This is a genomic window from Candidatus Nitrotoga sp. BS, from assembly GCF_927797785.1.
GTDB lineage: Bacteria > Pseudomonadota > Gammaproteobacteria > Burkholderiales > Gallionellaceae > Nitrotoga.
The window spans coordinates 21452-40313 of record NZ_CAKMLL010000107.1; the positions used below are offsets into that span (position 1 = coordinate 21452).

Below are 18862 nucleotides of genomic sequence, written 5' to 3' on the forward strand. Positions count from 1 at the left end.
TATGAGTCAGCAACCCATTCAGCGTCGCGTGACGCAACGTGTCATGGTAGGTAATATTGCCATAGGTGGCGGTGCTCCTATCGTAGTGCAGTCCATGACCAATACTGATACCGTGGATGCCGCAGGTACCGCGCGCCAGGTCTATGAACTTGCACAAGCCGGTTCCGAATTAGTGCGAATTACTGTTAACACAGCCGAAGCTGCCGCACAAGTGCCTCGCATTCGCGAGTTGCTCGACAAAATGGGCTGTAATGTACCCTTGGTGGGTGATTTTCATTACAACGGTCATCGTTTGTTAACTGACTTTCCGGAATGCGCCAAAACACTAGGGGGATACCGGATTAACCCGGGCAATGTTGGTCGTAACCGCAAGGGAGATGACCAGTTTGCTATGATGATAGACGCTGCCTGCCGTTATGCTAAGCCGGTGCGCATCGGGGTGAACTGGGGTAGCCTGGAGGCTGATTTGATCGTGCGCATGATGGATGAAAACGCCAAATTAGCACAGCCGAAGGAGGCTGCAGCGGTAATGCGTGAAGCACTCATCGTGTCTGCACTGGATAGCGCTCAGCACGCCGAAAGACTTGGTTTGCCGCATGATCGAATTGTGTTGTCGTGCAAGGTGAGTGAGGTTCAAGCTTTAATTGCGGTATACCGTGAATTAGCACTGCGCTGTGATTATCCGCTGCACCTGGGGTTAACAGAAGCTGGCATGGGATCCAAAGGTATTGTCGCCTCTACTGCCGCGCTTGCCGTGTTACTACAGGAAGGGATAGGGGATACCATACGTATCTCTCTCACGCCGGAACCGGGTGGCGATCGCACGCAGGAGGTCATCGTGGCACAGGAAATTTTGCAAACGATGGGTTTACGCTCCTTTACGCCTATGGTGATTGCTTGCCCCGGCTGCGGTCGTACCACCAGCACGGTTTTTCAAGAATTGGCGCAAAGTATCCAGTCTTATTTGCGCGAGCAAATGCCGGTATGGCGCGAGCAATTCAGCGGCGCTGAGGATATGACAGTGGCGGTAATGGGCTGTATAGTGAACGGTCCTGGGGAAAGCAAGATGGCCAACATTGGTATCAGTCTGCCGGGCAGTAACGAGCATCCTGCAGCACCGGTATATATGGATGGTCAAAAAGTTGTTACTTTGCGTGGTGACAATATTGCCAACGAGTTCAAGCAAATCGTAAATGATTACGTAGCGCGCAACTACGCGCGGCGTGAAGCTGACCGTTCCCATTCAGAATCTATATAAATCCAAGTATAAATTGAGCACCAAACAATAAAAGTAGCGCTCAGACATTGCAAAAGGCACTTCTGAAAATCCAATTTCCGTCACAATACTGCGTTACTCAAAGAAAATTATCGCTTACATATCAACTATATGCCGCGCTCAATTTTTTTACTCGCGCCTTGTCTTGTCTAGAGAATTGAATTTTTAGAGGCGCCCTAAACGTACATAGAAGTAGGGTGAAGTTGTTTTGATCGTACCAGTCATGAGTGAAGTAAAGGTTAATCGTTTTATGAGTAGCAATTCCCCGTTGCAGGCCGTACGCGGCATGAATGACATCTTGCCGGAAGAGGCAGGCCTTTGGCTGTGGTTCGAGGATACTGTGCGTGACTGGCTGGAAAGTTATGGTTACCGCAACATTCGCATGCCATTACTGGAACAGACGGCGTTATTCAAACGCGCGATAGGTGAAGTGACCGACATTGTAGAAAAAGAAATGTACAGCTTTGAGGATAGCCTCAATGGTGATCAGCTTACGCTTCGTCCGGAAGGTACGGCTTCTTGCGTGCGCGCCGCGCTGCAACACAGCCTGCTGTACAATGCGCCGCAGCGTTTATACTACAGTGGTGCGATGTTCCGCCACGAACGACCGCAGAAAGGGCGTTACCGTCAGTTTCACCAGGTCGGCGTGGAAGCATTAGGCTTCGCTGGCCCGGATATTGATGCCGAACAGATTCTGATGTGCGCACGCCTATGGCGCAAACTGGGCTTGCGCGATATTACATTGCAACTTAATACACTGGGTGATATAGCTGCGCGGCAGCGGCATCGCGCCAAGTTGATAGCCTATTTCGAGCAGTACAGTGGCGTACTGGATGCTGATGCCACGCGCCGTTTGCACAGTAATCCACTGCGCATCCTTGATAGCAAAAATCCGGCAATGCAAGAATTGATATTGGCCGCGCCCAGTTTGATGGAGGAGCTGGAAGAAGACGCACTTAAGCATTTTGAGACAGTACAGAAAATTTTACACCGCCATGAAGTGGCGTTTGAGATAAATCCACGTTTAGTGCGAGGGCTGGATTATTATAATCGTACTGTATTCGAATGGGTTGCTACTCGCCTCGGCGCGCAGGGTACTGTTTGTGCGGGCGGTCGTTTTGATGGCTTGATTGAGCAAATAGGTGGAAAACCTGCACCGGCCACCGGTTTTGCCATGGGCATTGAACGCTTGTTGGCACTGTTGCAGGAAGATGGTATGGATGCTCCTCCGGCACCACTAGATGTGTATTTGGTGCATCAAGGCGAGATGGCAGATGGCATGGCGAGCTTAATTGCGGAACGATTGAGGGATTCCGGGTTGCGCGTAGTGCTGCATTGCAGTGGTGGAAGCTTTAAATCGCAGATGAAAAAGGCAGATGCCAGTAACGCATGTTTTGCAGTTATTCTCGGCGACAATGAAGCGAGTACTGGGCTGGCCACGCTCAAACCGCTACGTGGTGGCGAACAACTGCAGGTAGCATTTGACGAATTACCGGCCAAAATTAACGAACTGATTAAACAAGGATAGAGAAAATGGCAGTACTCGATTTGCAGGAGCAGGAGCAGGTAGATGCGTTTAAAGCATGGTGGAAGGACAATGGCAAATGGCTGTTAATAGCATTGGCTTTGGTTGTAAGCGGTTTTGCTGCAATGCAGGGTTGGCAGTTCTATAAAGATAAGAAGATGAATGAAGCCAGCATGTTATATGCAGAACTGGAAAAACAGCTCGCCAGCAACGACCCCAAGCGTATCAATGATGCCGAGACAGCAGTGATCGAAAAATTCGGTTCTACCGTTTACGCGCCGCGGGCGGCGCTGCTGGCGGCGAAGGTTAATATTCAAAGTAATGATGTGCCACGCGCTAAATCACAATTAGAGTGGGTGATTAAACATGCTGAAGAGACAGGGCTACAGAGTGTAGCGCGTCTCAACTTGGCTAGTGTATTGTTAGACGAAAAAAAATTCGCTGATGCACTCAAGCTGCTGGACGAAAAGCATCCTGAATCTTTTGACGGTTTGTATGCTGACCTTAAGGGTGACGTGCTGCACGCGCAGGGTAAAGCTGACGAAGCACGAGCCGTTTACCAGCTTGCATTTAATAAATTCGATCCCAATAGTAAATATCGCAGCTTGATTCAAATTAAATTGGACGCGCTTGGAGGCGCTAAATGATTATTCGCATTACTGCGCTGTTGCTACTTGTAACGCTGGCAGGCTGCTCCACTGTGTCTGGCTGGTTTAGCAGCGAAAAGACCGGCAAGGAGCCGGCAGCGCTGGTTGAATTCAAGCAGGCTGCTACGTTTGATGTGCGCTGGCATCACAAAATCGGTGGAAGTGGCAATTCTATTCTGCAGCCTGCCGTAACGAGTGATGCGGTGTATGCCGCAAATGCCAAGGGCGAGTTATTTCGACTCGATCCTGCAACAGGAAAAGAAGTGTGGCGTGTCAATAGTGACTTCACCATTACTGCCGGGGTAGGGGAGGGCGAAGGTTTAGTGCTGGTCGGTGGTGGAAAGGGCCAATTGGCTGCCTTTACGGAGGATGGTAAGTTACGTTGGAAAACGAAAGTGTCCAGCGAAGTATTGAATGTAGCAAAAGTTGTTGATGGCATTGTGGTAGTGCGTACCGCTGACGGACGCCTTTCTGGCTTGGATGCCACGGATGGCAAGCGTTTGTGGTTGTATGAACACGCCATGCCCCCGCTGGTTGTGCGCAGCCATGCAGGTGTAGTGATTGAACGTGGCACAGTATTTGCCGGATTGCCCGCTGGCAAACTGACGGCAATTAGCTTGAGTTCCGGCATTGTCATATGGGAAACAGTCGTGTCTCAACCGCGTGGCAACACTGAGTTGGAGCGCATCAGCGACATTACCAGTTCGCCGGTGCTAGATGACGAACAGGTCTGTACAGTGGCGTTTCAAGGACGTGTGGCGTGTTATGGCTTGGCACAAGGTAGTTTGTTATGGAGCCGAGACCTATCCAGCGATAAAGGCATAACGCTATTCCATAATTATCTTTATGCTACAAATACCAGTGGTGCTGTGCTGGCAATGGATAAAAGTAATGGAAGTTCAGTTTGGAAAAACGAACAGTTATTCATGCGCCAACCCTCAGTCCCCTATGCGTTTGGAGAACAGTTGATAGTGGGCGATTATCAAGGGTATCTGCATGTGCTGAGTCGTGAGGATGGAGGCATGGTGGCAAGGTTGAAGACCGATGGTAGTGCCATACTGACTGCTCCGATGGAGCTGGATGGTGGTCTGTTGGTGCAAACACAAAATGGTGGTTTGTATTCGGTCACCCTCCATTAAGTTTGCGCCTAATTGAAAGTCTGAAATGTTACCCACACTCGTTTTAGTTGGTCGTCCAAATGTGGGGAAATCCACTTTATTTAACCGCCTTACGCGTAGCCGTGATGCTCTGGTAGCTGATCTGCCAGGGCTAACGCGCGACCGTCACTATGGGCGTGGGCGGGTTGGCGAACGGCCATTCCTAGTGGTGGATACCGGTGGTCTGGAGCCGGTAGCCAAGGAAGGTATTCTGTATGAAATGGCCAAGCAAACGCGGCAAGCGGTGGACGAAGCCGACTTGGTGTTGTTCTTGGTTGATGGGCGTCAAGGATTGACCCCACAGGACAGGATTATTGCCGAGCAATTGCGCAAATCTGGGCGTCCCCTGATGCTCCTGGTCAACAAGGCTGAAGGCATGCAGCGCGCTGCTGTTGTCAATGAATTTTTCGAATTGGGAATAGGCGAGCCGTTGCCTATTTCTTCAGCACATGGTGACAATGTAAGTGAGATGGTGGAGCTTGCACTGGAAGAATTACCACCTCAAGCTGAAAATGATGAAAAACATTCAGATCACCCGAAAATGGCTATTGTTGGCCGTCCTAATGTTGGAAAATCTACCTTGGTCAATGCGCTTTTAGGCGAGGAACGGGTAATTGCTTTCGATCAACCCGGCACTACACGCGACAGCATTTATATTGATTTTGAACGTAATGCTAAGCAATACACCATCATAGACACCGCTGGCGTTCGTCGCCGAGGCAAAGTCGACGAAGCCGTCGAGAAATTTTCCGTAATAAAAACATTGCAGGCGGTAGAAGACGCCAACGTTGTCGTTCTCGTGGTAGATGCACAACAGACCATTACCGAGCAAGATGCGCATATCGCGGATTTCGTTTTGCAAGCTGGACGTGCATTGGTATTGGCGGTAAACAAGTGGGACGGGCTGGACGACTACCAACGCGAGACGACTAAACGCGATCTTGATCGCAAGTTGCATTTCCTCAGTTTTGCCAAATTACATTACATCTCTGCACTTCTAGGCGATGGCGTGGCCGGTATATTGAAATCGGTGGATGAGGCTTATGCTGCCGCCATGGCCAAACTGCCTACGCCTCAGCTCACACGGGTACTTATAGCTGCAGTGGAAAAGCAACAGCCTCCGCGCTCACAGTTTCGTCCCAAATTGCGTTACGCTCACCAAGGTGGCAGCAATCCGCCGCTAATCGTGATTCATGGTAGCGCGTTGGACAATATACCGGAAAGTTACCGCCGTTATCTGGAACGCACTTTCTGTACTGCCTTCAAACTGCAAGGAACGCCACTCAGGATCGAATTCAAGGCAGGCAAAAACCCGTTCGCCAATAAAACCCCCAAACCGCTAACCGAAAGCGAGGAGCGCAGTGCTCACCGCGCGCGCATTCGTGGACGCAGGCTATACGGGCGTTAATCCAAGCTTAAAAATATATAAATATTTATTTCAATTAATTACGTCGAGTACTAAAAAAACAAAATATTGCATGCAGAATATCTGCAACTCACCGAAAATTGAATTGTAAACATTGATTCAGCCACAATTATCGGGATATTGATTTCTGAACTACGCAACAAATCAAAATATGTATTGTATGTTCTTACGACACATAGTTTCTCTCCTCTTACTCCTGTGCAGTTCAATATTACAGGCTGCCAGCCTCGTTACAGCTGACGCCGATAATTATCGTGAATTGCTTTCGCGTCTGGAACCAGGCGACACGCTTTTACTACAGCCCGGCGTGTACAAAAAAGGTTTGCCCGTGCACCAGCTAAACGGGAATAAGGACAATCCCATCATCATAATGGGCCCGCCAGAGGGTCCTGTACCTGTTTTTTTGGCCAGGCCTGGATACGCCACGATCAGCATGATTAACGCCAGTTATATTGTTATCCGTAATTTGGAGCTTAACGGACAGGGTATGGCTGTGGACGGCGTTAAATGTGAAGGATACGCTGACTGGGCTCACCACATCACGCTGGAAAATCTGATTATTAAAGGTCATGGCAACAACCAACAAACAGTCGGTATTTCGACAAAGTGCCCCGCGTGGAGCTGGGTTATCCGAAGTAACACAATTATGGGTGCCGGCACCGGAATTTATCTCGGCAACTCCGATGGTAACGCACCATTTGTGGAGGGCTTGGTAGAGAACAATTTAATCGTTGATACGATAGGCTACAACTTGCAAATTAAGCATCAAAACGCGCGACCGGAGATTCCGAGTATGCCTCTCGATCCGAGCGTCACCATTATCCGCCACAACGTTTTTAGCAAGGAAAAAGGAGCTGCTACCGGGCCGTTAGCGCGGCCTAATGTGCTCGTGGGGCACTGGCCCGTGAAAGGGAATGGGTCGAAAGATAATTACGAAATCTATGGCAATTTCTTCTATCAAAATCCTACCGAAGCGCTCTTTCAGGGAGAAGGGAATCTTGCACTGTATAACAACCTTTTCGTCAACGGCTATGGGAATGCGATCAGAATTCAGCCACATAATGATATTCCACGCTCTATACACGTTTTCTACAATACTGTTATTACCCCTGAAACCGGTATTTCAATCATTTCAGGTCAGGGCAGCGAAAATTATGTTCAACACGTCTCAGCCAATGTGATCTTTGCTTCTAGACCGATTGCAGCCAAATCGCAGGAATCCAATAGCATCGGCCAAATAGAAGATGCCGTTGATTATTTATGGAAGCCATTTGCCCCATTAGGCACGATGGATCTTTACCCGAAAGTAAAAAATATTGTGAAATTAAAACTGGTCGATACCGCCTCTTTTCGCGTCTTTAAGGACTGGGATATGGATTTTAACAAGCGCAAGCGGAATGAACACGTCCGTGGAGCCTATGGTGGAGAGGGTCTAAATCCTGGCTGGTTGCCGCAAATCGAACGTAAGCCATAATGATGGTTTCTCAAGGCAAACTTAGAAGCGCTGGACTGCCAAGAGAGCGGTTTGGAAGTATGACAAATTAAGTAGCGGGTATTTGACTAAATATATTCACAAAGATTTTGAGAATAGTGCGTGATAAAAATAGGAAATCCTATTTGTATTTGTAACTGACATAGTCTGTTAAGGGTGCCTCTAAAAATTCAATTTTCTAGACAAGACAAGGCGCGAGTAAAAAATTTGAGCGCGGCATATAGTTGATATGTAAGCGATAATTTTTTCGAGTAACGCAGTATTGTGACGAAAATTGGATTTTTAGAGGTGCCCTTAAATATGAACTACCCAACATTATCAATCCAGCTTAATAACTTTATCGTGAATGCGGCGAGTTACATACCAGACTGCCCAGATGATTATCGGGATCATTACCCCGACAATCAACTCAGGATGAACCGGTAAACCAGCAGCCTTGCCTGCTTTGGCGACATACAGTAGCAAGCTGACCACATAATATGAGATAGCGGCAATCGATAAGCCCTCCACCATACTTTGCAACTTCAACTGTAGTTCTTGTCCACGCGTAAGCTTTTCGAGTAACTGTTGGTTTTGTGTCTCGGTCATTATGTCAACTTGCGTTCGCAGCAATGCGCTAGTTTGTGAAATGCGTTCAGAAAGCGAAACCATGCGTTGCGCAGTAGCTTCAACAGTTGCTATGGCTGGAGAGAGGCGACGGCCCATAAATTCACCAATGGTTTGCGTACCAGATATGGCTTTTTCTCTTAATTCAGTGATACGCTGAGTCACTATCTTGTCGTAGGCATGCGTGGCTGCAAAGCGATACATGTTTTTGACATGAGCACGTTCGATACATACAGCCAGTGAGATTAATCGATCAAGTAATTCTTGTTCAGATGCGGCTTTTTTTTCCAGCTGAGCTGTGATATCGACTAGCTGTTGCTCAGCATTAGCCAACTCGGGGGCAAGCTGCTTAGCTGCTGGCAGAGCTCGCAGTGCGACAAGGCGGTAAGTTTCGATTTCGAGTAGACGCTGGGAAATACGTCCTGCACGTGATTCGGATGTTTCAGTCGGAGCAATTAAAAGCATGCGTTCAAAACCGCTGTCACGCAGCATGAAGTCTGTAACCGCGAGCGAGTGGCTATTCCTGCCGATGAGAGAAGCCACCACGGGGTTTTCACCAAACCAATTGCGCGCTAATGCCAGCGTCTCTACTGGGCGATTTAAGTCGCCATGCACCATGGCTAGCTTGACAGCAGCAAAAGTGCGGCCAGGAATCCCGGCTAACCAATCCTCTGGCAGGGCTAAGAATGAAAGCAATTCAGGGTCTGTTGCACCTAATTGTGCAACCTCGGGCAAATGCTGCACAAGCGAATAGGATGTGAACTCGGTGTGGCGCTCCCACCTTAAGCTGCAACCCTGTAGTCGCAAGCTCAAAAAATTATTCTGCAAGTTTTCAATTTCGAGCGCTTCTTGACAGGGGAGTCGGCGCAAATGCTCAAACTCTTGCTCAATCGTGACACCATCATTGAAAACAGTCACATAAATCACCAGCGCAGGTAAACGGATACGTTGGCTCGGGCGGGTATGCACCACGTTATGCAATAAAGCACGTTGCGGATCGATAGGAGGTAACCAATCGTGCGGGATAAGATTACCACTCGAATTCATGCTTAATAATCCAATGACAAGAAATTGATTGAGTAAATTATACTATCTCCCAATCTACTACACCTCCTATAACCATATTAAATCAGGCTGGGTTCCCGATTTATGTTGTTAGACTTGAACATCCCGGTTGAAGGTGCCTTGTAGCCGTATCGACATATCTGCCCATCCAGCGGGCGCGCATAGCCGTAGCATCCTTCCATGGCTACAACGACAGGCAATTTGTGAAACGTCTCCAGCTTGCCGACGCGACTGAAGAATTCCTGAAATCCATCCGCGTGATGGCCGATGTCTAATTCTTCCAGCACATCGCTGTCGCCTTAGATCAAGACAAGCTAATTGGAAAACCATCCAAATGTCTCGTCACCTTTCAGAGCCACAGTCATTTGACTGACACCATCCCGGCAGGCGTATCGGATGATGCAGGTGACGGGAGCGGCATTTCAGAGTCGAGCAAGTCAATTTCCCTGGATACGAACACCACAAGCCATACCCCCGTCAGTGCGTTATGCTAGGCTTTTCATCGACGGTCGTCATCCACATTTCAATGTGTAAACCCCATTGCCACTGTCATGCTAACCACCGCCCTCCCCAGCGATGCAAGCATAATCCAAGCGCAATACTTGCCGTACCCACCCACACATTGGGCAACACCGTCTCATTGTTCAATCCATGGCCAAGTAGCAATGCCAGCACCGGTGTTACGAGCGTAACCAAAGCAATCCGACCTGCTTGCATATGCTTGATCATGTAATAATACAACGTAAAGCCTAACACCGACCCGAATACTCCAAGGTACAAAGTAGTCGCTACTGCCCGTTCGGGCAATACAGCAGGCCAGTGCCCGTCAGCCAGGCACCATACCAATAAAAACAGCGGCAATGCCACAATCAAAGTGCCAAGCGTCATTGCCAGCGGCGGACTATCATCGCTTATCCATTTGATCCATACCAAACCGAGAGATTGCAGTACCACCGCAATGAAAAGTGCGACCAGACCCACAGCTGCAACATTACCGAGACCCAAGCCACCGCGAAACACTAGTACCAGCCCGACCAGCCCGAGCAACATACCTGCTATCTTGCTCGGAGTTATTGCCTCTTCCTTGAGCCACAAAGCCGCTCCCAAGCTGGTAATCAACGGTGACAATCCGAATATTACGGAGATCATGCCGGAACTGACATACTGAGACGACCAATACGTCAGTGCCATCGCACCGAACATACTTAATCCGCTGGCCAGATAGCTCAGACGCGCCTTACGATGCAATGGGAAACGGATGCGCAGAATAACTAGCAGCGCGACACATAACAGCGCACCTATTGCCATACGCGAGAGTACTGCAAAACTAAACCCGACTCCCATTGCGCTCCACTTGATGGCAAGCGGCGTAGTAGACCAGATAAGAATGACTGAAATAAATGCGGCGGGAAGCGACATACCGATACTCCAAACGACATAAAAACAAAAAGGCCACAGGAACATTCTGTGGCCTTTCGGAAACTGCTAATGCTGACAGTGCTTAAACGCTATTCTCCAGGCCACAATACTCAATATGCCACACCACTCGCGGATGTGCGCTTGGCAGGGCTTCGTTGGGTAAAACGGCTTTAAAGGAGTTCATGGCTGATTATCAGGGTGAATAATGTATGGAGTCAATTTATATTTTCGCTTCTAAATTTTCGAAAAATGACTAATTCATATTTTCTGTTGGTCTTTCTGCGACAGCAGAAGATCGGGCATTGGTGAGGATAGATTATGCATTTTAAAAACTGCGCCACAGTGAAATACATGTGAAATTTGGGTAGTTGACCTCTAATAATGACTCTTTTCAGACGAAACCAGCTATTGAGTGTCGGGTGACAGAGGTACAGTCGATGAGTGCAAAGCATGAGTTTTTAAGCGGAGATACGACCTGATAATATTTTTTAGATTTGTGGTCACTGTTGTCCGGTTAATGCTCAAATAGATTCAGTTGGTTACTGTGGATGACATTGTCAGAAATGTCGTCTCTGCCCAAAAATGCCTGTGGGATTGGAATTTTCTCGAACAAGACTCAAGGGGTCAATTGTTGAATTAATATCTTTTAATTAAAGGGTTTTGACCCGAATGGCACTAAGTTAAGCCTTTTTAGCCAAATTAGATTATTGTGAAACCCATGACAATACTGACTTAATTGGTTGTTTTAACTATGCTGAAGCCCCTTAACTTAGTGGCATTCGGCTTTGACTCCATTTAATTTATACCTTGAGATTAGCAACCTTTTATAAGCAGTATAGTGCACATATCAGATTAAAATAAAACACAAACAAACGAGCTTTTATCACTCATCTGTTTGTTTTACAACTAATTGAATTTAAAATGCATTATATTTAAAATAAGTAATAATTCGCTTTTATGCTTTTTTGTCTGCATTAACCGTGGGCGGATTCAAGTTAGAAGTGCAACACATTGTCAATTCACCTTTATTACTATGCAAATCTGTTTTTGATAACCACCTCATCAAGTGCTAGCTGACCCGGTCGTGGCCACGCTTCCTTAGTGCCCTTGCCAATTGCAACAAACATTGCAATTACATGGTCGTCAGGCAGGTGAATCAGTTCAGCAACTTTTTCGAAATCGAAACCATCCATTGGACATGAGTCATATCCCATCGATTTTGCGGCAAGCATTAATGTTTGCGCCGCTATACCACAAGATCTCATTGCCTCATCTCTCTGAACCTGGTCTTTGCCTCGATAGTAATTATCGATAGCTGGAAGCATAAATTCCTGGACTTCTTTGGGGGCATTAACCCAGTATCGACCAGGCTGCCTTTCCCATGACTTCAGGTCGGCACATAGAACAATGAATAACGACGCATCTGTCACCTGTGCTTGACCCCAAGCCACCTGCCTGATTTGTGCTCTTAGCTCTTTGTCCGTTACTACGACATAGCGCCAGTTTTGAATATTGAACGCCGTGGGTGCAAGCACGGCCAAAGACAGAAACTCATTTATTTCTTCTTCTGTCATGCTGTGGCTAGCGTCAAAATGTTTAACTGCTCGGCGTGAACGTATTGCGTCTACTGTCGTCATACTATTTCCCCTATTGAATTTTTTTTTAAAACATAACGTGATGTTAACCAACTGCCTTGCTTTGGGCGTTCTGATTGAACGGAAGGTTGAACGAAGCCGCCAGTGCGGAGAAACTCAATTTAGCAAGCTGATTGAATAGCATAATTCATCCTTTATCAGAAAGGAAATTTTGTAGTTTGCCATGAGGATAAAGCAGATGGTGCCATAAATTTCACTACAGATTCCAGCCCATTTCGAGCAAAGTTTTCAGCACCTGCTGAGTTGCCTGAAATCGGGGGTTAACAGCCTAAAACCATTAATGGCGCCTCTAAAAATTCAATTTTCTATGCAAGGCAAGACGCGAACAAAAAATTTGAGCGCGATATTTGCTTGATGTGTAAGCGATAATTTTTTTCGACTAACGCCTTATTGTGACGAAGTAGGGTAAGACGGCAAGCCGCAAAGCGGCTGCTCGCAAAATTGGATTTTTAGAGGTGTCCTGTATGTGTTTTCATAAAGTAACGCGCTTAAGCTCAATTCTGCTGATGAGAAAATCGCCGGCAAATGAAATTCTGTTATATTTCATATCTACTTGTTTAAATAAGTAAATTTAAAATTTTGAATTGACCGGAGAGCGACGGTCATGGATACTTGCGATTGTGCAGTTTGATTGACTATCTTTTTTTCCTCATTATTTTGGTACCTTCGATTTATGCTTAATGATTTTTGGCAAGAAATTCTTACGGTATGGCGTGTTGGCATTCTGAATACCACCCTGGGTGATATTTTCATTGCGATAGGAGTGTTTCTAAGCTTCTTGCTTGTTCGTCGAATTTTCTCTCGCTTCTTTTGCTATGTCTGCCATAGGCTGGGTAGACAATCCGAAACAGATGTATATGACCGTATTCTGGAAGCTATTAAACGTCCCCTTGAATTTACCTTTGTAATTATTGGTCTCTATATTTCAGGACAAGTCGTCGAACTATCTCCTGCATTAAATGCCATTTTTGGGCAAATCATCCGATCCCTTATTGCCTTCACGATCTTTTGGTCTATTTTTCGTATGCTTGATCCGCTGTCACTATTGCTAAATCGATCCAGTATGATCTTTGGTAACGAAAGCATGCACGAAACCATTAAAAGCTTTTTCATCAAAATCGCAAAATTTGTAGTGGTGTGCTCAGGTATTGCAGCTGTGTTTCAAGAATGGGGGTTTAATGTCGCGGCAGTCCTCGGTAGCTTGGGTTTGGTCGGTATGGCGGTTGCCCTCGGAGCGCAGGATATTATTAAGAATTTGTTTGCCGGACTCACCATTTTCTTAGACCATATTTTCGAAAAAGGGAATTGGATCAAGACGCCTGACGTGGAAGGTACGGTTGAAGAAATCGGGTTTCGTGGAACAAAAATTCGTCAATTTGATAAGGCCCTAGTCACGATTCCTAATTCCAAATTGGCCAATGAAGCGTTGATTAACTACTCCCGGATGACCAACCGGAGAATCTATTGGATGATTGGAGTTGAATACCGTTCGACTACACAACAAATCCAGAATATTCTTCGGGCCATCACGACGTATGTTCACGAGTGCGGAGACTACGAAACCGATCCGGAACTTACGAAAACGCTCATTTTTTTGGATTCATTTGGCAGCTCGAGCATCGACATTATGCTCTATTGTTTTACTAAAACCACTGTATGGGGAGAGTGGCTGGAAGCGAAAGAACGTTTGGCATATAAAATTAAGGAAATTGTCGAAGCTGAGAAGGCCAGTTTTGCATTTCCATCGCAATCGATCTACGTGGAAAGTCTGCCACTCGGGCAACCTGAAGCATTCCCGCTCCACAGACCTGACCAAACCGCTAAAGTAAAAGATTTGGGAAAAGAGGGCAATTCGTAATACGACAGATGTCATCTTACGGGCATTGCAGTTGCAGCCTCTCCTGATTGTGAAAGACGTTTTAGAGGTGCTCTTTAGGCTGTAAGGTGGCTAATAGAGGGACTAGAACGCTGGCGTTGATCCCGAGATTCCGTCAAAGAAATCCTATAGTCTGGTATTAAGTTACCTAATAAGCGAGTGCTGCACCCTCATTTCTCGGATCTTTGATGCCGGAGATAACGCTATCAGTAATCATAATGGAATTAGCGTCGCCTATTCCTCTCGCCCTGCTGGCTTCTTTAAATTCGATATGTCCCATCTTTTTGAGCACCTCAAGTGTGTCCGGTGAAATACCGTATTTGCCATATATAATTCGGTCCGGTTGCCACTGGTGATGGAAGCGTGGCAGAGAAACAGCATCTTCAATACTCATGCCATGATCTATGACATTCACGATCACCTGAAGTGCTGTGGTGATAATCGTTGAACCACCTGGGGAGCCGGTGATCAAGAAGGGCTTCCCGTCCTTAAGCACAAGTGTTGGAGACATTGAACTCAACATTCTTTTTCCTGGGGCAATGGAATTTGCTTCTCTTCCAATCACATTAAATTGATTAGGTGAGTTTTCTTTTATTGAGAAGTCATCCATTTCATTATTCAATAAGAAGCCAGCGTCCTGGACAATGATCTTGTTGCCGTAGTCGCTATTGAGCGTTGTTGTTAATGCAACCATAACCCCTTCTTTATACACGGAAAGATGTGTTGTTTCAGGGCTTTCCTCGGGCCAGTACCCAGCGCCTATATTTTCACTCTTACTTGCTTTGTCAGAATTAAAATCGGAAAAACGCTGCGCGGCATAGGATTTATTGGTGAGCTTCGCAATAGGGACATCATAATAATCCGGATCTCCGAGATGTTCTGCGCGGTCTGCATAGGCGCGTCGCTCCGCTTCAACCATCAAGTGAATCACCTTGGCACTCCCGAAACCCATAGCAGACACATCGTAGGTTTCCATCATATTTAGAATTTGTATCACAAGCGCGCCGCCGGAAGATGGGGGCCCCATGCCGTAAATATCGTAACCCCGATATGTGCCTTTGACCGGCTTTCGCCAAATTGATTTATAGTTTGCCAGATCATTCAGCGTGATTTCTCCGTTACCCCGCTGCATCTCAGCGACGATCAGATCTGCAGTTTTGCCCTTGTAGAAACCGTCACGACCACTGTCCGCAATTCGTTCCAAGGTCTTTGCGAGCTCAGGCTGACGCCATATGTCACCTTCCTCATAAGGCGCCCCTTTTTTGGAGAAAGTCTTAATAGATTCGGGATACTGCTCCATCTTTTTGAGCACTTTGTTAAATTGGCGCGCTAGATCATGACTTAGAGGAAAGCCTTTTTCTGCTAAGCGAATTGCCGGAGCGATAACTTGTTTGATCGAAAGCGAACCATAAGTTTCAAGCAATGTGATTAAACCATCCACAGAACCTGGCGTACCGGTCGCTTTGTGGCTCGCTGTTGATAACTTCTTGATGATATTCCCTTCCGAGTCTAGATACATATCACGACTGGCACTCGCCGGGGCAGTTTCTCGGTGATCCAGCGTCACGACTTTGCCATCTGCTAAACGCACGACAGCAAAACCACCCCCACCAAGATTTCCCGCAGAAGGATAGGTCACCGCCAATGTAAATGCTGTCGCAACGGCCCCATCGACTGCATTGCCACCCGCCTTCATGATTTCGAGTCCGGCGGCGGAAGCAAGCGCCGATCGAGAGGTGACAATGCCCGTTTTGCCATAAATTGCTTCTGGGCTCGCAGCAAGAAGTGGCGTTGAGAGTAGGGCTAGTAGATACAATGCGATTTTCATGTGGTATTCAGTTTTTATCATTAATTTCAGTGGCGCTTAGCTTATCACGGTAGCAAACTTATCTTTGATTACTAACAATAGCATTTAAATCCCCGTGCTTTTTATCACGACCTGTTCCGGCTTGAATGATGCCGCCCGCGCCTCAATTTCAAGCCGATCTCGCTTGAATGCGCCGAATTGGCGCTGTTAAATACGCGTTGTGAATCATGGCACAGGCCATAATTTGCGCCTGATGAACATCCAGACCGATACAGGGCTGGAGACAACTTTGACGCGCTATTTAAACGTTTATAATAACCCTATTCAGCAGCGCGCTTTGAATCACTTGACGCCCATCCAGTCATTGAAAAAATGGGGCACAGAAAACCTGATTTATTTGTTAAACGTGTTTAGAAACAGGCGGGACTTGACATTTAGCTACGTACAGTAATTTTCACGGTTCAGCATTCAAAGAAATGCATCAGATTGAGCAAATTCATTGATTGTGTAAATTTTTATCTTTAGGTTCATTACTAGCATTAAATTGATTTTAGTTATCCTATACTTATGTTTAATTTATTGAATATACGTAAGTAAAAGTAAATTATTTTATTTATATATGGATATAAACTGTATATAGCGTTATGATACGGATCATGTACAGGTAACATTTTTTAAATTTTTATTTGAATTGGAGCAAGCCATGACGACAAAAGCGAGAGCTGCTGTTAAAGCCTTACCGACTACTAAATCTAAAGTTACGACGAAATCGTTGCCAGCTAAAGCGGTTGCGAATAATAAGTCTAATAAGCCTGCTCAAACGGATAAAGAAGTGATTCCCTCAAAGACAGTGACTCCCACAAAGGCAGTGGGCAAAATGACTAACGATAGTCCTGTCTCAAGATCTGCTGTAACAACTGCTAAAGTAGCTAAAGCGGGGAAGTTATCCAAGGCAGATAAGCCTAAAAAAATTAAAATGGTGCGTGATAGTTTCAGCATGCCAGAAAATGAATACTCGCAATTCGCCGCATTAAAGAAGAGGTGCTTGCAGGCGGGTGTTCATGTGAAAAAAAGCGAATTGCTGCGAGCGGGGTTGCTTAGCTTGTCAAAGCTAACTGATTCTGAGTTGGTTAAAGTTGTAGGGCAAGTGGAAATTCTTAAAACAGGCCGACCAAATAAACATTGAGTGGCTGTCGTATAAGATGCTTTTGTTAGCAAGTCTATGGACGCGAAAAGCCTTGTCGAAAATACCAAACAATTTAGGCGATGCAAAATGATTGCAATCCTCCGCGCCGGAATCTGCTCTCATTGAGATGAGTTATATGTACCACACTAAGTGAGTGACTAACCTTAGTATTGACAGGTAATTACTATGCAAGCATACGATACCATTGCTGCAGTGGACTTGGGTTCCAATAGCTTCCGGCTGCAAGTCGCGCGAGTAGTGGAAGATCAGATATATCCACTCGATTCCTTGAAAGAAACAGCTCGTCTGGCTGCAGGGTTAACGTCGGACAATTTGTTAGATGACGAGTCCCAGCTTCGTGCCCTTGAATGCCTTAAGCGTTTTGGCGAGCGTTTACGTGGCTTGCCAAGCCATGCTGTAAGGGTAGTGGGCACAAATACTTTCAGGCTGGCTAAAAATGCCCCCGCTTTTCTTAAAAAAGCAGAAGCTGCTTTGGGTTTTCCGATTGAAATAATCGCTGGTCGAGAGGAGGCGCGGTTAATTTATCTGGGCGTGGCACATTGCATGCCACAATCGCAAAGCCAACGGTTAGTGGTTGATATCGGCGGTGGTTCTACCGAATGCGTGATTGGCGAGGGATTGGAGCCGCTTCGCATGGAAAGCTTGTACATGGGATGTGTCAGCTATAGCAAGCGGTTTTTTGGCGACGGTAAAATTACTAAAGATGCCATGCGGCAGGCAGAACTCGCTGCGCGCATGGAGCTACAATCAATTCGTTTTGAGTTTTCCGGCGGAAATTGGCAAGAAGCGATTGGGTCATCTGGCACAGCACGTGCATTGGCTGATTTGTTAAAGCAAAATGATTGGAGCAATGAAGGTATAACGGCAGAGGGGCTGGCAAAACTGCGTTCCATGTTACTGAAAATAGGGGACTGCAAGCGGCTGGATACACTTGGTCTGAAATCGGATCGCATTCCTGTACTGCCTGGCGGATTTGCCATTATGTCGGCAGTTTTCACTGAATTGGATATTCAGCATATGAGCGTAGCGGGCACCGCGCTTAAAGAAGGGGTGTTATATGACCTGCTGGGTCGTCTGCATCACCAGGATATGCGCGAAGTCACCGTGAGCCAATTTATGCGACGTTACCATATTGATCCATTACAAGCCAAACGTGTAGAGGATTTAGCGTTGTTGCTTTTCAAGCAAGTGGCGCAGGGCTTTGACGTTGATGTTGCCGCTGAGCAGCAGCAGTTGCAATGGGCTGCCAGGCTGCATGAAATAGGTATTTCCATCGCACATAGTGGTTATCACAAACATGCAGCTTACATTCTGGAAAACGCTGACATGCCGGGTTTTTCTAAAATGGAGCAGTTTCAGTTCGGGTTGCAAGTAAGAGCGCAACGCGGGTCACTTTCCAAGGTGCCAAAATTATCGGAAATAATAGAGGATTGGACTGCAATATTAGTGTTGCGCCTAGCGGTTTTGTTTTGTCGTAGTCGTACGGATGTGACCTTGCCTAAAATACAGCTGGAAAGAAGCGGCAAAAAATACCGCATTACACTCGATAAAGAATGGATTGAGCAAAATCCGCTCACAGAAAATGCGTTGCAGGCCGAGGTCAAAGAATGGGAAGCAGTAGGAGTCAACTTTTCAATAACCAGTGAATTAGTAACTACTCACCCCTATAAATAATCAAGAAAACACTTGACAGGTTTTTAGGGG

At 46.5% G+C, this 18862-nt stretch carries 14 protein-coding genes and 1 pseudogene; 9 read left to right on the top strand and 6 right to left on the bottom strand.

The window, feature by feature from the left end:
• Position 1: 1 nt before the first annotated feature.
• The 6 genes from ispG to MJ769_RS12985 all read left to right on the top strand — a co-directional run bounded on the left by ispG (position 2) and on the right by MJ769_RS12985 (position 7505).
• On the top strand, positions 2–1258 hold the full coding sequence (gene ispG, locus MJ769_RS12960) for a flavodoxin-dependent (E)-4-hydroxy-3-methylbut-2-enyl-diphosphate synthase (RefSeq protein WP_239237560.1): 1257 nt from the start codon (positions 2–4) through the stop codon (positions 1256–1258).
• 268 nt (positions 1259–1526) lie between these two features.
• Positions 1527–2804 (top strand): histidine--tRNA ligase, encoded by a 1278-nt coding sequence (hisS, locus tag MJ769_RS12965; protein ID WP_239237561.1) that lies wholly within the window; start codon positions 1527–1529, stop codon positions 2802–2804.
• A 5-nt stretch (positions 2805–2809) separates the two neighbouring features.
• The gene (locus tag MJ769_RS12970) at positions 2810–3448 is read left to right on the top strand and encodes a YfgM family protein (RefSeq protein WP_239237562.1); all 639 of its coding nucleotides are present in this window, start codon (positions 2810–2812) and stop codon (positions 3446–3448) included.
• On the top strand, positions 3445–4587 hold the full coding sequence (gene bamB, locus MJ769_RS12975) for an outer membrane protein assembly factor BamB (protein ID WP_239237563.1): 1143 nt from the start codon (positions 3445–3447) through the stop codon (positions 4585–4587). Before MJ769_RS12970 ends, bamB begins: the two co-directional genes overlap by 4 nt.
• Before the next feature lie 25 nt (positions 4588–4612).
• On the top strand, positions 4613–6013 hold the full coding sequence (gene der, locus MJ769_RS12980) for a ribosome biogenesis GTPase Der (protein ID WP_239237564.1): 1401 nt from the start codon (positions 4613–4615) through the stop codon (positions 6011–6013).
• A 178-nt stretch (positions 6014–6191) separates the two neighbouring features.
• Complete coding sequence (locus MJ769_RS12985) at positions 6192–7505, top strand: hypothetical protein (RefSeq protein WP_239237565.1); 1314 nt, start codon at positions 6192–6194, stop codon at positions 7503–7505.
• Between the two features lie 336 nt (positions 7506–7841).
• On the opposite strand, the gene MJ769_RS12990 is transcribed toward MJ769_RS12985, so the two are convergent.
• From MJ769_RS12990 to MJ769_RS13005, 4 genes are all read right to left on the bottom strand, one after another.
• Positions 7842–9176, bottom strand: coding sequence for a DUF3422 family protein (locus tag MJ769_RS12990; protein ID WP_239237566.1), 1335 nt, complete (start codon positions 9174–9176; stop codon positions 7842–7844).
• A 77-nt stretch (positions 9177–9253) separates the two neighbouring features.
• Positions 9254–9481 carry a hypothetical protein gene (locus tag MJ769_RS12995; protein ID WP_239237567.1) on the bottom strand — a complete coding sequence of 76 codons (228 nt, stop codon included), beginning with the start codon at positions 9479–9481 and terminating at the stop codon, positions 9254–9256.
• Positions 9482–9743: 262 nt separating this feature from the next.
• On the bottom strand, positions 9744–10613 hold the full coding sequence (locus tag MJ769_RS13000; RefSeq protein ID WP_239237568.1) for a DMT family transporter: 870 nt from the start codon (positions 10611–10613) through the stop codon (positions 9744–9746).
• 1031 nt (positions 10614–11644) lie between these two features.
• Positions 11645–12250: a nitroreductase family protein gene (locus MJ769_RS13005; RefSeq protein ID WP_239237569.1), complete on the bottom strand. Its 606-nt coding sequence runs from the start codon at positions 12248–12250 to the stop codon at positions 11645–11647.
• 691 nt (positions 12251–12941) lie between these two features.
• Between MJ769_RS13005 and MJ769_RS13010 the strand changes: the two genes are divergently transcribed.
• Positions 12942–14126, top strand: coding sequence for a mechanosensitive ion channel family protein (locus tag MJ769_RS13010; protein WP_239237570.1), 1185 nt, complete (start codon positions 12942–12944; stop codon positions 14124–14126).
• Between the two features lie 166 nt (positions 14127–14292).
• Here the strand turns inward: MJ769_RS13010 and ggt are convergent, their stop codons facing one another.
• Both ggt and MJ769_RS13020 read right to left on the bottom strand, forming a co-directional pair.
• Complete coding sequence (ggt, locus tag MJ769_RS13015; RefSeq protein ID WP_239237571.1) at positions 14293–15972, bottom strand: gamma-glutamyltransferase; 1680 nt, start codon at positions 15970–15972, stop codon at positions 14293–14295.
• An 87-nt stretch (positions 15973–16059) separates the two neighbouring features.
• Positions 16060–16192, bottom strand: a pseudogene (locus MJ769_RS13020) (IS110 family transposase); the annotation flags it as partial.
• 462 nt (positions 16193–16654) lie between these two features.
• Between MJ769_RS13020 and MJ769_RS13030 the strand changes: the two are divergent.
• Positions 16655–17137, top strand: coding sequence for a hypothetical protein (locus tag MJ769_RS13030; RefSeq protein WP_239237572.1), 483 nt, complete (start codon positions 16655–16657; stop codon positions 17135–17137).
• Positions 17138–17323: 186 nt separating this feature from the next.
• Complete coding sequence (ppx, locus tag MJ769_RS13035) at positions 17324–18832, top strand: exopolyphosphatase (RefSeq protein WP_239237573.1); 1509 nt, start codon at positions 17324–17326, stop codon at positions 18830–18832.
• The last annotated feature ends 30 nt before the right edge of the window (positions 18833–18862 follow it).

Excerpts from the sequence above, each read along its gene's own strand:
- ispG (WP_239237560.1), top strand. The coding sequence starts at position 2 with ATGAGTCAGCAACCCATTCAGCGTCGCGTGACGCAACGTGTCATGGTA.
- hisS (WP_239237561.1), top strand. The coding sequence starts at position 1,527 with ATGAGTAGCAATTCCCCGTTGCAGGCCGTACGCGGCATGAATGACATC.
- MJ769_RS12970 (WP_239237562.1), top strand. The coding sequence starts at position 2,810 with ATGGCAGTACTCGATTTGCAGGAGCAGGAGCAGGTAGATGCGTTTAAA.
- bamB (WP_239237563.1), top strand. The coding sequence starts at position 3,445 with ATGATTATTCGCATTACTGCGCTGTTGCTACTTGTAACGCTGGCAGGC.
- der (WP_239237564.1), top strand. The coding sequence starts at position 4,613 with ATGTTACCCACACTCGTTTTAGTTGGTCGTCCAAATGTGGGGAAATCC.
- MJ769_RS12985 (WP_239237565.1), top strand. The coding sequence starts at position 6,192 with ATGTTCTTACGACACATAGTTTCTCTCCTCTTACTCCTGTGCAGTTCA.
- MJ769_RS12990 (WP_239237566.1), bottom strand. The coding sequence starts at position 9,176 with ATGAATTCGAGTGGTAATCTTATCCCGCACGATTGGTTACCTCCTATC.
- MJ769_RS13000 (WP_239237568.1), bottom strand. The coding sequence starts at position 10,613 with ATGTCGCTTCCCGCCGCATTTATTTCAGTCATTCTTATCTGGTCTACT.
- MJ769_RS13005 (WP_239237569.1), bottom strand. The coding sequence starts at position 12,250 with ATGACGACAGTAGACGCAATACGTTCACGCCGAGCAGTTAAACATTTT.
- MJ769_RS13010 (WP_239237570.1), top strand. The coding sequence starts at position 12,942 with ATGCTTAATGATTTTTGGCAAGAAATTCTTACGGTATGGCGTGTTGGC.
- ggt (WP_239237571.1), bottom strand. The coding sequence starts at position 15,972 with ATGAAAATCGCATTGTATCTACTAGCCCTACTCTCAACGCCACTTCTT.
- MJ769_RS13030 (WP_239237572.1), top strand. The coding sequence starts at position 16,655 with ATGACGACAAAAGCGAGAGCTGCTGTTAAAGCCTTACCGACTACTAAA.
- ppx (WP_239237573.1), top strand. The coding sequence starts at position 17,324 with ATGCAAGCATACGATACCATTGCTGCAGTGGACTTGGGTTCCAATAGC.